Source organism: Yokenella regensburgei ATCC 49455 (genome assembly GCF_000735455.1).
GTDB lineage: Bacteria > Pseudomonadota > Gammaproteobacteria > Enterobacterales > Enterobacteriaceae > Yokenella > Yokenella regensburgei.
Window position 1 is genome coordinate 29,208 of record NZ_JMPS01000021.1, and the last position, 15,611, is coordinate 44,818.

Annotated in this window: 12 protein-coding genes; 4 read left to right on the plus strand and 8 right to left on the minus strand. The window is 55.6% G+C overall.

All coding sequences use genetic code 11. The features are described from left to right. Positions 1-608: 608 nt before the first annotated feature. Positions 609-2,999 carry a maltodextrin phosphorylase gene (malP, locus tag GYRE_RS06230; protein ID WP_038253872.1) on the plus strand — a complete coding sequence of 797 codons (2,391 nt, stop codon included), beginning with the start codon at positions 609-611 and terminating at the stop codon, positions 2,997-2,999. Positions 3,000-3,009: 10 nt separating this feature from the next. After that, complete coding sequence (gene malQ, locus GYRE_RS06235) at positions 3,010-5,094, plus strand: 4-alpha-glucanotransferase (protein ID WP_038253875.1); 2,085 nt, start codon at positions 3,010-3,012, stop codon at positions 5,092-5,094. Between the two features lie 58 nt (positions 5,095-5,152). On the opposite strand, the gene gntT is transcribed toward malQ, so the two are convergent. From gntT to gntX, 3 genes are all read right to left on the minus strand, one after another. Then, positions 5,153-6,469, minus strand: coding sequence for a gluconate transporter (gene gntT, locus GYRE_RS06240; protein WP_006817573.1), 1,317 nt, complete (start codon positions 6,467-6,469; stop codon positions 5,153-5,155). Positions 6,470-6,778: 309 nt separating this feature from the next. Continuing rightward, entirely contained in the window at positions 6,779-7,354 is a 576-nt protein-coding gene (nfuA, locus tag GYRE_RS06245) for a Fe-S biogenesis protein NfuA (protein WP_006817572.1), read from the minus strand. A 59-nt stretch (positions 7,355-7,413) separates the two neighbouring features. Next, positions 7,414-8,088, minus strand: coding sequence for a DNA utilization protein GntX (gene gntX, locus GYRE_RS06250; RefSeq protein WP_038253877.1), 675 nt, complete (start codon positions 8,086-8,088; stop codon positions 7,414-7,416). Positions 8,089-8,125: 37 nt separating this feature from the next. Here gntX and bioH point away from each other — a divergent pair, with 37 nt between their 5' ends. Beyond that, a complete protein-coding gene (gene bioH, locus GYRE_RS06255) occupies positions 8,126-8,908 on the plus strand; it encodes a pimeloyl-ACP methyl ester esterase BioH (protein WP_038253879.1) in 783 nt (260 codons plus the stop codon). Between the two features lie 117 nt (positions 8,909-9,025). After that, a complete protein-coding gene (locus tag GYRE_RS06260; protein WP_006817569.1) occupies positions 9,026-9,313 on the plus strand; it encodes a YdgH/BhsA/McbA-like domain containing protein in 288 nt (95 codons plus the stop codon). Between the two features lie 31 nt (positions 9,314-9,344). Here GYRE_RS06260 and feoC read toward each other — a convergent pair whose 3' ends face one another. The 5 genes from feoC to greB form a co-directional block, all read right to left on the minus strand. Further along, complete coding sequence (gene feoC, locus GYRE_RS06265; protein ID WP_038253882.1) at positions 9,345-9,584, minus strand: [Fe-S]-dependent transcriptional repressor FeoC; 240 nt, start codon at positions 9,582-9,584, stop codon at positions 9,345-9,347. Between the two features lie 9 nt (positions 9,585-9,593). Next, entirely contained in the window at positions 9,594-11,912 is a 2,319-nt protein-coding gene (gene feoB / locus GYRE_RS06270; RefSeq protein ID WP_038253885.1) for a Fe(2+) transporter permease subunit FeoB, read from the minus strand. A 29-nt stretch (positions 11,913-11,941) separates the two neighbouring features. Then, positions 11,942-12,169 carry a ferrous iron transporter A gene (feoA, locus tag GYRE_RS23595; RefSeq protein ID WP_071777495.1) on the minus strand — a complete coding sequence of 76 codons (228 nt, stop codon included), beginning with the start codon at positions 12,167-12,169 and terminating at the stop codon, positions 11,942-11,944. A 340-nt stretch (positions 12,170-12,509) separates the two neighbouring features. Further along, the gene (locus GYRE_RS06275; RefSeq protein ID WP_038253886.1) at positions 12,510-14,846 is read right to left on the minus strand and encodes a Tex family protein; all 2,337 of its coding nucleotides are present in this window, start codon (positions 14,844-14,846) and stop codon (positions 12,510-12,512) included. 89 nt (positions 14,847-14,935) lie between these two features. Next, on the minus strand, positions 14,936-15,409 hold the full coding sequence (gene greB / locus GYRE_RS06280; RefSeq protein WP_006817565.1) for a transcription elongation factor GreB: 474 nt from the start codon (positions 15,407-15,409) through the stop codon (positions 14,936-14,938). Positions 15,410-15,611 lie beyond the last annotated feature (202 nt).

The window sequence follows — 15,611 nt, forward strand, 5'->3', positions numbered from 1 at the left end:
TGTGACGTAAATAAGAAGGGGATTTTTTTTGCGCTTCGTAATTAATGGCTACACGTTCGGACATTGCAGAATATATTGCAAGTTATGTCTGAGTTTGATGTTTGTGAATTTGCTGTGTGTCACAAATCTTAAACAGATTTGAAAAAAGTCACTGAAACCGGTAACAGTGCTTGCTGCGCCTGGGTTAAGCGGGCGGTCGAGACGCGAATGTGCAGAGTATTTAATCTCCTGTGTTTTATTCCGGGTATCGGGTAAAGACATAACAAACGCAGGGGAAATAAGTCATGTATCGTAGTGATTAACTGGAATGTATTATTTTATATAAGTAACCATTCCTCTGGTCATCTATTTTCCGACAAAACGGCATTTCATTTTTCTGACGTATTACGCGATTATCTTCAGAAGCTTCATCGGCACTTTTCATTGCGAAAAGTCAGCCTGTAAACCGAACAGATTTGCGATCTCCGGCTAACGTTAGAGTGGCAGCGGTCACACTTTTCGCTCATCCCTGCTACTCCTCCCTGTCTAATCCCTGCCGGGATGAGGACGCTCTCACGGGAGCCGGGCACACTAGTGCCAATGTATCTTACAAGGACCAGGATTCAGTTATGTCTCAGCCTTCCTTCAATCAAGCTCAATTTCAGGCTGCTCTGACCCGTCAGTGGCAGCGTTTTGGTTTACAGGCCGCCAGCGAAATGACCCGGCATCAGTGGTGGCAGGCGGTCAGCGGCGCTCTGGCGGAGCTGCTAGCAGCGCAGCCGGTGGCGAAACCCGTAAAAGGACAGCGCCACGTAAACTACATTTCGATGGAGTTTCTCATCGGTCGCCTGACCGGCAACAACCTGCTCAACATGGGCTGGTATCAGGGCGTTAGCGACGAACTCCGCGCGTTCGACATCAACCTCAGCGACCTGCTGGAAGAAGAGACCGACCCGGGGTTGGGCAACGGAGGCCTGGGGCGTCTGGCAGCCTGCTTCCTGGACTCGATGGCAACCGTCGGGCAGTCCGCGACCGGCTACGGCCTGAACTACCAGTATGGCCTGTTCCGTCAGTCCTTCGTCGAAGGTCACCAGATGGAAGCGCCTGACGACTGGCATCGGGGCAGCTACCCGTGGTTCCGCCACAATGCGGCGCAGGATGTTCAGGTGGGTATCGGCGGTAAAGTGGTGAAGGGCCACTGGAAACCTGAATTCATCCTGACGGGAGAAGCCTGGGATCTGCCGGTGCTGGGCTATCGTAACGGCATCGCACAGCCGCTGCGCCTGTGGCAGGCTAAACACGCGCATCCGTTTGACCTGACTAAATTTAACGACGGGGATTTCCTGCGCGCCGAGAAGCAGGGCATTGAGGCGGAAAAACTGACCAAAGTGCTCTACCCGAACGACAACCATCAGGCCGGGAAGAAGCTGCGCCTGATGCAGCAGTACTTCCAGTGTGCCTGTTCGGTTGCCGATATTCTGCGTCGTCATCACCTGGCGGGCCGCAAGCTGAGCGAGCTGGCTCAGTTTGAGGTGATTCAGCTGAACGATACGCACCCAACGATTGCCATCCCGGAGATGCTGCGCGTGCTGCTGGACGAGCATCAGCTAAGCTGGGACGACGCGTGGGCTATCACCAGTAAAACCTTCGCCTACACCAACCACACCCTGATGCCGGAAGCACTGGAGTGCTGGGATGAAAAACTGGTGAAAGCACTGCTGCCGCGTCATATGCAGATTATCAACGATATCAACTATCGCTTTAAAGCGCTGGTCGAGAAGACCTGGCCTGGCAACAAAGCGGTATGGGCAAAACTGGCGGTCGTACACGATAAACAGGTGCGCATGGCGAATTTGTGCGTGGTGGGCGGTTTTGCGGTCAACGGTGTGGCGGCGTTGCACTCGGATCTGGTGGTGAAGGACCTGTTCCCGGAATATCACCAGTTGTGGCCAAACAAGTTCCACAACGTCACTAACGGCATCACACCGCGCCGCTGGATCAAACAGTGCAACCCGGAACTGGCTTCGCTGCTGGATAAAACGCTGAAAAAAGAGTGGGCTAACCATCTCGATGTGCTGATTGGGCTGGAGAAATACGCCGATGATGCAAAATTCCGTAAGCAGTACCGCGAGATTAAGCAGGCAAACAAAGTACGGCTGGCCGAGTTCGTGAAGCTGCGTACCGGAATTGAGATCAACCCGCAGGCGATTTTTGACGTGCAGATCAAACGTCTGCACGAGTACAAACGTCAGCACCTGAATCTGTTGCACATTCTGGCGCTGTACAAAGAGATTCGTGAGAACCCGAAAGCCGATCGTGTGCCGCGCGTGTTCCTGTTCGGCGCGAAGGCGGCTCCGGGTTACTACCTGGCGAAGAATATTATTTATGCCATCAACAAAGTGGCAGAAACCATCAACAATGACCCGAAAGTGGGCGATAAGTTGAAAGTGGTGTTCCTGCCGGATTACTGCGTATCCGCGGCAGAAATGCTGATCCCGGCGGCGGATGTCTCAGAGCAGATCTCCACGGCGGGTAAAGAAGCCTCCGGCACCGGTAACATGAAGCTGGCGCTGAACGGCGCGCTGACGGTCGGTACCCTCGACGGCGCGAACGTGGAGATCGCCGAGCAGGTAGGTGAAGAGAATATCTTTATCTTTGGCCACACGGTGGAAGAGGTGAAAGCGCTGAAGGCGAAGGGCTACGATCCGCTGAAATGGCGTAAGAAAGACAAGCTGCTGGACGCGGTGCTGAAGGAACTTGAAAGCGGTATTTACAGCGACGGTGACAAGCACGCCTTCGACCAGATGCTGCACAGTATGGGCAAACAGGGCGGCGACCCGTACCTGGTGCTGGCCGATTTTGAAGCCTACGTTGAAGCGCAAAAGCAGGTGGATGTGCTCTACCGTGATCAGGAAGCCTGGACACGTGCTGCCATCCTCAACACCGCGCGCTGCGGTATGTTCAGCTCCGATCGCTCGATTCGTGATTATCAGCAACGCATCTGGCAGGCAAAACGCTAAGGACAGGCCTATGGAGAATAAACGCCTTGATAATGCCGCGCTGGCGGCGGGTATCAGCCCCAGCTATATCAATGCGCATGGTAAACCGCAGTCTATCGGCGCCGAGACCAAACGGCGCCTGCTCGACGCAATGCACCACACGACTGCCGCGTCTGCGGCAGTCACACCGGTGCCTCGTGTGCAGGTTTTTACCCATGGTAAAAAAGCGACGCTGCCCGTTTCCGGGAGCGGTGAGTATGACTGGCTGTTGACTACCGAAGAGGGAAAACAGTATCAGGGGCGGGCGGTGAGCGGAAAACCGCTGGCGCTGCCCGCGCGCCTGCCGGAGGGGTATCACACCCTGACGCTGCTGCAGGATGACAGCCGCTGGCACTGCCGGGTGATTATCGCCCCGGAGCGCTGCTATGAACCCGAAGCGCTGAAAACCGGTAAGAAACTGTGGGGCACCTGCGTGCAGCTCTACACCCTGCGCTCGGAACAAAACTGGGGGATTGGCGATTTCGGTGACTTGCAAAAGATGTTGCCGGAAATTGCCCGTCGCGGCGGGTCGTTTATCGGCCTGAACCCGATTCATGCCCTGTACCCGGCAAACCCGGAGAGCGCGAGCCCGTACAGCCCTTCCTCCCGCCGTTGGCTGAACGTCGTTTATATCGATGTTTCTGCCGTGGAGGATTTCAGGCAGAGCAAAGCGGCGCAGGCGTGGTGGAAGCAGCCGGCGACGCAGAAGAAGCTGAAGGCCGCGCGGGAAACGCCATGGGTGGATTACACCGCGGTAACTGAGCTTAAAATGACCGCGCTGCGCCTGGCGTGGGCGACCTTTTCTCTGCGTGATGACGAACAGATGGCCGCGTTCCGTCAGTTTGTTGGGCGCGAGGGGGAAAGCCTGTACTGGCAGGCGGCTTTCGATGCGCTGCACGCCGCTCAGGTGAAAGCGGATCCGCTGCGCTGGGGCTGGCCTGCCTGGCCGGAAAACCTGCGTGACACGCAAAGCCCGGCGGTGAAGGACTTCTGCCAGCAGCATACTGATGAAGTGGATTTCTATCTGTGGCTGCAGTGGCTGGCTTATTGTCAGTTTGCCGCCTGCTGGGCGCAATGCCAGCAGCATGATATGCCGGTGGGCTTATATCGTGACCTGGCGGTAGGGGTGGCAGAAGGCGGCTCCGAGACCTGGTGCGATCGCGAGCTGTACTGCCTGAAAGCGTCCGTGGGTGCTCCGCCGGATATCCTTGGGCCGCTGGGGCAAAACTGGGGCCTGCCGCCGATGGATCCGCACATCATCGAAGCGCGGGCCTATGAGCCGTTTATTGAGCTTCTGCGGGCAAACATGCAGAACTGTGGTGCGCTACGCATCGATCACGTGATGTCGGTGCTGCGTCTGTGGTGGATCCCATACGGTGAAACTGCCGATCACGGAGCCTACGTGCAGTATCCGGTAGACAGTCTGCTGTCGATCCTTGCGCTGGAGAGTAAGCGTCATCGGTGCATGGTGATAGGCGAAGATCTTGGCACCGTACCGGTCGAAATCGTCGGCAAATTGCGTAAGAGCGGCGTCTATTCTTACAAGGTGCTGTATTTCGAAAGCGACCATGAAAAGCGTTTCCGTGCGCCGAAGGGCTACCCGGAGCAGTCGATGGCGGTGGCAACCACCCACGACCTGCCTACGCTTCGCGGTTATTGGGAAAGCGGGGATCTGACGCTGGGCAAAGCGCTGGGGTTATATCCTGATGAAGTTATTCTGCGTGGTCTTTACCAGGACCGGGAACGGGCGAAGCAGGGGCTGCTGGATGCGCTTCATCAATACGGCTGTCTGCCGCAGCGCGCCGGACACAAGGCTTCGCTGATGGCGATGACGCCGACGCTTAATCGCGGGATGCAGCGTTACATTGCCGACAGCAACAGCGCGCTGCTGGGACTGCAGCCGGAGGACTGGTTAGATATGGCGGAGCCGGTCAATATCCCCGGAACCAGCGATCAGTACAAAAACTGGCGGCGCAAGCTTTCGACCACCCTGGAGGCAATGTTTGCCGATGAACAGGTGAACAAGCTGATTAAGGATTTGGATAAGCGCAGAAAGGCGTTAACGAAGAAGCGCTGATGGCGTCGGGAACTGAAAGCAAGCCGGGTAAGCGCAACCGCTACCCGGCTTTTTTACATCAGATGGCCATATTCAGAAGCAGACATCCCACCAGACCGCAGACGGAGATAATAGTCTCCAGCATTGACCAGGACTTGATGGTCTCGCCGATGGTCAGGTTGAAGTACTCTTTGAACAGCCAGAAGCCTGGATCGTTCACGTGAGAGAAAATAACGCTACCAGAACCTACCGCGATAACCATCAGCTCCGGGCTCACGCCGGTGGTGGCAATCAGCGGGGCTACGATACCCCCTGCGGTAATTGCCGCGACGGTAGCAGAGCCCAGCGCGATACGCAGCACTGCCGCGATAGACCACGCCATCAGGATCGGGGAGATGTTGCTTTCGTGCATCATGGAGGCGATGTATTTATCCACGCCGCTGTCGACCAGCACCTGCTTGAACGCACCACCACCGCCGATAATCAGCAGCATCATGGCAATGATTTTGATGGATGAGGTCAGCGTTTCGTTAATCTGATCCATGGAGCGACCGCGGTTCAGACCGAAGGTGAAGAGCGCAATCAGTACCGCAATCAGGGTTGCCATCACCGGGTCACCGAGGAATTCGGCAACGGACAGGAACGCGTGACCTTTCGGCAATACCATCTCTGCGACAGCACGCATCGCCATCAGCACGACCGGCACCAGAGAGGTCCAGACGCTGACGCCAAAACTCGGCATTTCTGCTTCGGTGAAGGTTTTCGCGCTGTACAGACCTTCCGGAATTGGCTTATCGATGCCTTTCAGGCAGCGGGCAAACACTGGGCCGGCGAGGATAACGGTCGGGATCGCCAGGATGGTACCGAACAGCAGCGTTTTACCCATGTCGGCGTGGAAGATGGTGGCGATAGCGGTCGGGCCCGGGTGCGGCGGCAGGAAGCCGTGGGTGACGGACAGCGCCGCAGCCATCGGTACGCCCACAAACAGCAGAGGAATGTTCGCCGCAGCCGCAATGGTGAACACCAGCGGCAGCATCAGCACAAAGCCCACTTCGTAGAACAGCGCGAAGCCGACGGTGAAACCGGTCAGGACGACGGCCCACTGAATGTGTTTTTTACCAAACTTGTCGATAAGCGTGGTGGCAATTCGCTGGGCACCGCCGCAGTCTGCCAGCATTTTGCCGAGCATCGCGCCGAAGCCCATGATCAGCGCGAGGCTGCCGAGCGTTCCGCCAACGCCTGCCTTGATGGAGCTAATAACTTTCACCAACGGCATGCCTTGCATCAGGCCGACGGCAAGCGCCACCAGCACCAGTGCGATAAATCCGTTCATCTTGAAACGGATCATCAGCAGCAATAATAAAGCGACCCCGATAGCTACGATAACTAATGGCATGATTTACCTGGCCTTTAATTTGTTATGGGTAACGTCATTGTTTCGATGACAACTTCCAATTGCCCCATGATGGGAACAGAGTTCTTCCGGCACTGAGTCAGATCCCTTTCTATCCTTTCAAGAATAGCTGGCTAATTTTTTTACAACAGTGCTTGATGCGGATGATACGGGTAACATGGAGGGGTTGAGAATATCCCCAGCGATCAAAATGTGAATTCTGAGAGGCAGGTCATGTTATGGGGGAAGGGCACAGAAAAACCTGCCCGGTAATTGAGACATTACCGGGCAAATCGGGAGCGGGGGTAGGGCTTAGTAGTAGGAGTGCTCGCCGCGCTGGTGTTCGGTCAGGTCGCGAACGCCTTTCAGCTCCGGGAATTCGTTCAGCAGCTGCTTTTCGATCCCTTCTTTCAGCGTGACGTCGACCATGGAGCAACCGTTACAGCCGCCGCCAAACTGCAGAATTGCGTAGCCTTCGTCGGTGATTTCCATCAGGGAAACACGACCGCCGTGACCGGCTAACTGCGGGTTGATCTGCGACTGCAGCATGTACTCGACGCGTTCCATCAGCGGTGCGTCGTCGGAAACCTTACGCATTTTGGCGTTAGGGGCTTTCAGCGTCAGCTGTGAACCCAGCTGGTCGGTGACGAAATCAATTTCAGCATCTTCAAGATACGGCGCGCTCAGCTCGTCGACATATGCGGTCAGCAGATCAAATTTGAGGGCAGTGTCACTGGCTTCCACCGCATCCGGCGGGCAGTAAGATACGCCGCATTCAGCGTTAGGAGTGCCGGGATTAATCACAAATACGCGGATTTGTGTCCCTTCTTCCTGATTTGCCAGCAGTTTAGCAAAGTGCGCTTGTGCAGCATCGGAAATACGGATCATAGCGTTGGCCTAATAGTTGACTAATTTACCAGGATAATAATACGCCCCTCTGCAGGGGTCTACAAGGTACGACACAGGCACCATACCTCAACCTTCGCTGCGCCGTTTCGCAAAAGCAGGCGGGAAATCTCAGCGACAGTGCTGCCGGTTGTGACGACATCGTCCACCACAACGATATGGAGACCCCGCACGTCGAATTCAAGGTGAAAGGCATTCTTCAGGTTGTATTTGCGTAACCGCGCCGAAAGATGGTGCTGCACCGGTGTTGCCCGCGTCCGACGTAGTGCTCGCGCATACCACTGACAACCCAGCCAGCGTGAGAGCGCGGCGGCGAGTAAGTCGCTCTGGTTAAAACCGCGTCGCCACTGGCGTTTTTGCCACAGAGGAACGCTGATAATACCATCAGGCTGGCTGCCCTTAGCGTTTAACATCGCGCGCCACAGCAGCAGACGCGCGAGCGCATTTGCCAGTTCAGGCTTGCCGGAGGATTTGAACTGTTGAACCAGCTGGCTGAGCGGTGCGATGTAGTCGTTGACGGCCACCAGTTGCTGCCACGGAGGCGGTTTCTGCAGGCAGCGACCGCAGGGGAGCGTGGTGCTGGCTGAGGGAAGTCCGCATCGCGGGCAAAGCGGGTGCGGATACAGGAGCATACGGGCACAGCGTGAGCAGAATCCCCAGTGGGCGAGGGCAAGCGGTAATCGGCATAGCCAGCACAAGCTGTGGGCTGTTAGCATAGTTCACCTCGGCATATGTGAGTGAGAACAATAACTGATGAAAGAGATCTGGTGGCACACCGAAGGGGAAGGAAATTGCCATCTTGTGCTGCTGCACGGATGGGGACTGAATGCGCAGGTTTGGGATTGCATTACGCCGGAATTGCGCTCGCATTTCACCCTACACCTGGTCGATTTGCCCGGCTTTGGCCGCAGCAGCGGTTTTTCGGCGATGAGCCTGAGCGACATGGCGCAATGGGTACTGGCGCAGGCGCCGGAGAAAGCCATCTGGCTCGGCTGGAGTTTAGGTGGGCTGGTAGCAAGTCAGGTGGCGTTAACCCATCCTGAGCGGGTTCAGGCGCTGGTGACGGTGGCCTCTTCGCCGTGCTTTAGCGCACAGGGCGACTGGCCGGGAATTAAGCCCGAGGTGTTGAGCGGTTTTCAGCAGCAGCTGAGTCTTGATTTCCAGCGCACGGTAGAGCGCTTTCTGGCGCTGCAAACGATGGGAACAGAAAATGCCAGACAGGATGCGCGCAAGCTAAAAAGTGCGGTGCTGGCGCTGCCAATGCCGACAGAAGCGGTGTTGAATGGTGGTCTGGAAATCCTCAAAACGGTGGACCTGCGCGAACCGCTCAGTGGGTTGAAAATGCCCTTCCTGCGCCTCTATGGCCGCCTCGACGGCCTGGTGCCGCGCAAGATTATTCCACTGCTGGATGCGCAGTGGCCCGCCAGCCAATCGGTGGTCTTTGATAAGGCCGCGCATGCGCCGTTTATCTCCCACCCTGAGGCGTTCTGTGACGTATTACTGGATTTAAAACAAAACGTTGTCGGGAAAATTTAAGTACTGGAAAAAGTACAATTTTGCAGCAATACTCTTCATTGGTCGTTGTAAAGACTCGGTAGATGATAGCCGGACGGGCGACCACTAAAATAACAAACCATATGGAGAGTAAAGGCTATGAAATTTGTTACAGGCATTGTTGCAACTCTGGTTATTGGGTCGCTGTCTTTTGGTGCATTCGCGGCAAAAGAGATTGAGAAAGACAAGCTTCCGGAAATGATCAAAAGCGAGAAACTGGTGAAAGTGGGCACTATCACCACTTCTGACACCACTGCGCCGATGGATGCGAAACGTGAGCTGTCCAAAAAAGCAGATGAGAAAGGTGGTCAGTACTATGTGATCATTGCCGCGGACAAAGGTGACAAATACGTTCACGCCAACGCTGATGTGTACAAGAAGCAATAATTACAAGAAGCGGGCCATCTGGCCCGCTTTTTCACGACGGTAGTTCCCACCATTCCCGCAGGCAGGCTTTGCCTTCCGGACAGCTTTTACAACTCCCCGATAAACACCCGTCAGGTTCCTCCTGAATGCGCCGGGCTTTGCCCATCGCTTCCAGGCGGCTGAGCATGGCATCGATCATCGGCTGCGGGGTATTCAGGCGGGCGCTGAGCTGCTTAGCTTCCATACGTCCCTGTAATGCCAGCATGTCGCGAATTTCAATTAACGATGCCATAAATGCTCCTTAATGACAGCTGCCTTCCGGGCTCTGACAACAGCTGTTGACCGTTTTGCGGGTCGCCAGCAGGTTGACGTCCACCCGACTGCGGGCACGCCGCAGTCCGCCAATTACCACCACGTTAAACAGAATCACTGCCAGGATACACACCAGGCTGTAACGCGGGTGCTGGCTGAAGCTGCTGACCTGATAGAACAACGTCGACAGAGAGTAGGCAATGTTCAGCCCCCACAGCACTGAGAAGCCCATCCAGCCGCGGCTGGACTCGCGAGCAATCGCACCCATCACCGAAATGCACGGAATGTAGAGCAGCACGAAGATGAGGTAGCTGTACGCTGCCGCAGCACTGCCGAATTTAGTGCTCATAACCCCCATCGCGCCGGTGGCCATTTCGCCGTCACCTTTGCTTGCTTCGATTGGGTTCGCCAGTACGCTCAGGCTGAAGGTGTTTTTCAGACTCTGCCAGGTCTCTTCAACCGCGCCACCCAGCTCGTCGAGCAGGTTGAATTCGGCAGGGTTGAACTCTTCTTCCTGAATGTTCTCAGCGGTGTAGAGCGTGTTCAGCGTACCGACGACCACTTCTTTCGCCATGGCACCGGTAAACAGGCCTACGGTTGCCTGCCAGTTGTCTTCATGCACGCCAATCGGTTTAAAGACAGGGGTGATGACGCGGCTGACGGAGGCGAGAGCAGAGTCATTAATATTGTCCGCCGCTTTGCCGCTAAGGGTGAAGCTGTTCAGCGCACTCAGGAAAATACTGACGATGACAATAACTTTACCGGCACGAAGCACGAAGCCTTTCAGGCGCTGCCAGGTCTGGATAATCAGGCTTTTAAGATGCGGAACGTGGTACACCGGCAGTTCCATCACGAACGGAGAAGCCTCGCCGCGCATGATAGTGTATTTGAGCATCAGGCCAGTCAGGATGGCCATGACGATCCCCAGCACGTACAGCGAGAACACCGCCAGTGCGCCTTGCTGGCCGAAGAAGGCCGCAGCAAACACGGCAAAGATAGCCAGACGTGCACCGCAGGACATGAACGGTGCCATCATGATGGTCATCAGACGTTCACGCGGCGCATCCAGGGTACGCGCACCCATGACCGAGGGCACGTTACAGCCGAAGCCGACAATCAGCGGTACAAAGGATTTACCCGGCAGACCCAGCGACTGCATCAGACGGTCCATGACGAATGCTGCACGCGCCATGTAGCCGGAATCCTCAAGGAAGGAGAGGAACAGGTACATCATGCCGATTTGCGGTACCAGCGGCAGCACGGTGTTGATACCACCGCCGAGGCCCTGAGCAAGGAAAATGGTCAGCCAGTCCGGGAAGTGAAGCGTGGCGCCCAGCCACTGAATGCCGTGCACGAAAATGGCGACGGATCCGGCATCGAAAATCGGCTGCAGTGCGCCCCCGATGTTGATAGCCAGCAGGAACATCAGATACATCACAAACAGGAAAATCGGCAACCCGAGGAAACGGTTGAGGATGATTTTATCAACCGCAGTTGTGAAGCGGCTTGGCTCGGCGGTCAGGGTGTTGCTGACGCTGTCGCAGACGGCGGCAATGGTCTGATAGCGGGCGTCGGCAATGTGCAGTGCCGGATCGTCCATGGTGTCCTGCAGACGGGCGATTGCCGCAGGCAGTTTATCCGCAGCGGGGCCCGCGTAGGCCTGGCTGTAGATATCGCCTTCCAGCATCTGCAGACCCAACCAGCGGCGCTGCTGTTCCGGCATGCCGTGGTCCATGGCATCAGCTAATACCTGCGCTTCCTGTTTCAGCGGTTCGGCGTAATGCACCAGATCAATAGCCTGATTACCCTGATGGCGATCGATAGCCAGTTTCAGGGCTTCAATACCGCGACCACGGGTAGACACCAGCGGAACTACCGGGCAGCCGAGGCGGGCGGAGAGGGCATCAACGTCAATGCGGATCTGCTGCTTTTCAGCGATATCCAGCATATTCAGTGCCACGACGCAGGGGATGCCCAGCTCGAGCAATTGCAGCGTCAGGTAAAGGTTACGCTCCAGGTTTGAAGCATCCACCACGTTAATCAACAGATCGGCATCCCCGCTCAGGATGTAGTGACAGGCAATTTGTTCATCGAGCGAGGTTTGCGAGGAGATGGTGGTCAGCGAGTAAGTGCCTGGCAGGTCAACCAGCGTCACCTGATGGTCGGTGGTGCTGAAGGCGCCTTCTTTACGCTCGACGGTGACCCCTGCCCAGTTACCCACGCGCTGGCGTGCACCGGTTAACTGGTTAAATAACGTGGTCTTACCCGAATTTGGGTTACCAATTAAGCCAATGGTTAATTTTTTCATTCGTGAACTCGTTGTTCTGACAAACCGAATTAACGGGAAGCTGCTTCCACTTCAAGGAAAGCTAAATCTTTCTTACGTAATACCAGGTTAACGCGACGTGTTTCGATATGAACGGGGTCGCCTAAAGGTGCAACACGCACCACATTAAAGGAGGAACCTGGCAGCATTCCTAATGAAAGTAATTTCTGTCGATAAGCCGGACTAATATCTCGGGAAAACCCGGTAATTTTCCACGCGCTGTCTGGAGTGAATTGCATAGAGCCTACTTATCCTTCGCTAACTGAAAGTTGCGCTTCTGGCCGCAGAAGGACCCGAAGTATCAAAGGGAGGTTAAATAATCAACATTACGATGATAATGAGAATGGTTTTTATCTTCAATCATTAAAATGTGACTGGATGTTCAAAAACGGGATAATTTGAGCCAGGTTTGATATGGCGCAAACTTTTCACCCTTCGCAATTCTGTTCAGCGATTAATGGCAATGTTAATAGAGTGAAAAAATATCGTTTTGATAAGTTAATGCGTGGGAAATTAATGTTTTCTTAATATTAGAACAGAAGCCCTCTTATTCTGAAGAGGGCTTTTTATTTCACAGACTTATTTCTTTTTACCCATTGCGGCGGCCAGCGCATCCATCATCGCGCTGTTACCGGCAGGCTGAGTTTCACGTCCGCGCGGTTTGGCGGCACGCGCCGCCGGGCGGTTACCCTGCTCACGCTGTGGACTGCCGCCGTTGCCACGACGTGAATTACCTTCGCCCGGCTGCTCGTCAAGACGCATGGTCAGCGCAATGCGCTTACGCTGCAGGTCGACTTCCAGCACTTTAACCTTAACGATATCGCCAGCTTTCACCACCGTGTGTGGATCTTCAACGAATTTGTCGGCAAGCGAAGAGATGTGAACCAGGCCGTCCTGATGTACACCAATATCGACAAAGGCCCCGAAGTTAGTCACGTTGGTGACCGCACCTTCCAGCACCATACCTGGCAGCAGATCGTTCATGGTCTCGATGCCGTCGGCGAACTGCGCCGTTTTGAATTCCGGACGCGGGTCGCGGCCCGGCTTCTCCAGCTCTTTGATGATGTCGGTAACGGTCGGCAGACCGAAGCGTTCGTCGGTAAATTCTGAAGCTTTCACGTTACGCAGTTCAGCGCCGTTACCCATCAGGTCTTTCAGCGCCTGATGGGTCGCTGCAAGAATGCGTTCCACCACCGGATAGGCTTCCGGGTGAACGGTTGAGGCATCAAGCGGGTTATCGCCATGGTTAATACGCAGGAACCCGGCGCACTGCTCAAAGGCTTTTGGCCCCAGGCGGCTCACCTTCAGCAGTTGCTGACGGTTCTGAAACTGACCGTTCTCATCGCGCCAGTTGACGATGTTCTGCGCCATCATGCGGGTGAGGCCTGCGACGCGGGTCAGCAGCGGCACTGAAGCCGTGTTGAGATCCACACCGACGGCGTTCACGCAGTCTTCCACTACCGCGTCGAGCTTGCGTGCCAGCTGTGTCTGGCTGACGTCGTGCTGGTACTGGCCGACACCGATAGATTTCGGGTCGATTTTCACAAGCTCCGCCAGCGGATCCTGCAGACGGCGGGCGATAGACACCGCGCCACGCAGTGAAACATCGAGGTTCGGGAATTCCAGTGCCGCCAGTTCTGACGCGGAATACACCGAGGCTCCGGCTTCGCTGACGATCACCTTCTGAGCCGTTACTTTCGGGAACTGTTTCTGGACATCGAGGTAGAAACGCTCGGTCTCGCGGGATGCGGTGCCGTTGCCAATTGCCACCAGCTCTACGTTGTGCTTCTCGCAGAGCGCGGCAACCACTACGGCGGCTTTCGCTGCCTGCCCGGTGTGCGGGTAGATAGTATCGGTGGCTACCAGTTTGCCGGTACCGTCAACGACCGCCACTTTCACGCCGGTACGCAGGCCAGGGTCAAGACCCATGGTAGCGCGCAGCCCGGCAGGGGCCGCCATCAGCAGGTCGTGCAGGTTACGGGCAAAGACGTTGATCGCTTCATCTTCTGCGCGTTCACGTACGGTACCCATCAGTTCGGTTTCCAGATGCATCAGCACCTTGATACGCCACGTCCAGCTCACCACGCCGCGACGCCAGCTGTCTGCCGGCGCATTGTTCAGGCGCAGACCGAGATGGTCGATAATAATTTGCTCGCAGTGGCTCTCTTTCGGCGGCTCATCGAACTGTGGATCGGCATTCAGCGCCAGCTGCAGCACGCCTTCGTTACGGCCGCGGAACATTGCCAGCGCGCGGTGAGAAGGGGTGGTGGCAATCGGTTCATGGTGGTCGAAGTAGTCGCGGAATTTGGCGCCTTCTTCCTCTTTGCCGCTGACCACGGTGGCGACCAGATGAGCGTTTTTCCACAGGTAGTCACGGACCTTCGCCAGCAGCGTCGCGTCTTCGGCGAAGCGCTCCATCAGAATATAGCGTGCGCCATCCAGAGCGGCTTTGGTGTCGGCCACGCCTTTGTCGGCATCGATATATTTCGCGGCTTCGCTTTCCGGGTCGTGGGACGGCTCGTTCCACAGCAGATCCGCCAGCGGCTCCAGGCCTGCTTCGATCGCAATCTGTCCGCGGGTGCGGCGCTTGGGTTTGTACGGTAAATAGAGATCTTCGAGCTCGGTTTTGCTCAGGGTACCGTTAATGGCACCCGCCAGCTCAGGGGTGAGTTTGCCCTGCTCGTCGATAGACTTCAGAATGGACTGGCGACGGTCTTCCAGCTCGCGCAGGTAACCGAGACGAGTCTCCAGATTACGCAGCTGCGTGTCATCAAGACCGCCGGTGACTTCCTTACGATAACGTGCAATAAACGGCACGGTGTTCCCTTCATCAAGCAGACGAACGGCAGCTTCTACCTGTTCAGATCTGGCCTGAAGTTCACCCGCAATAATGCGGCACAGCGAATCATTCATCATGGCTATTTTTCATCTTTGTGGATCGAAAATCAGGGGATAGTTATACGGACAGACTGGCAAAAATGCCAGCCGCCGGGGATGCTCTCGGATTATTTAACGTACTCGATAGCGTTAACGTACCAGCTGGCCTCACCGGCCGGCGTGTTAACCACCGCCAGGTCTCCCACCTCTTTCTTTAGCAGGGCGCGAGCCATCGGGGAGTCGATAGAGATGTACTCTTTCTGGCCGAAGATTTCGTCGTAGCCGACGATGCGAAAACGCAGAGTGTCACCGTCGTCATTTTCAATTTCGACCCACGCGCCGAAGAACACTTTGCCCTCCTGCTGCGGGGAGTAATCGACAATGCGCAGATTCTCCAGGCATTTTGTCAGGTAGCGTACCCGGCGGTCGATTTCACGCAGGCGCTTTTTATTGTACTGGTAGTCGGCATTTTCGCTGCGATCGCCAAGGCTTGCCGCCCAGGTGACCTTTTTCGTCACTTCTGGTCGCTCTTCGCGCCAGAGGTAGTCCAGCTCGGTTTTGAGTTTTTCGTACCCTTCACGGGTAATCAATGGCGTTTTCATCGTGGTATTGCCTTACGGACTTGCTTGCCTTAGTAACGCACATAACGTATCACAAAGCGTAACGGCCAGGATTAATAATGATTTATGTGATGAAATGAACAGATAAGCTGCTGTTAAATATGCTTTGTAACAATTTCGACTAGAATTTATACCAGAATTAGCTGGTCGTAGATGCGCACTTTTTTAGAATACATTGTGCAAA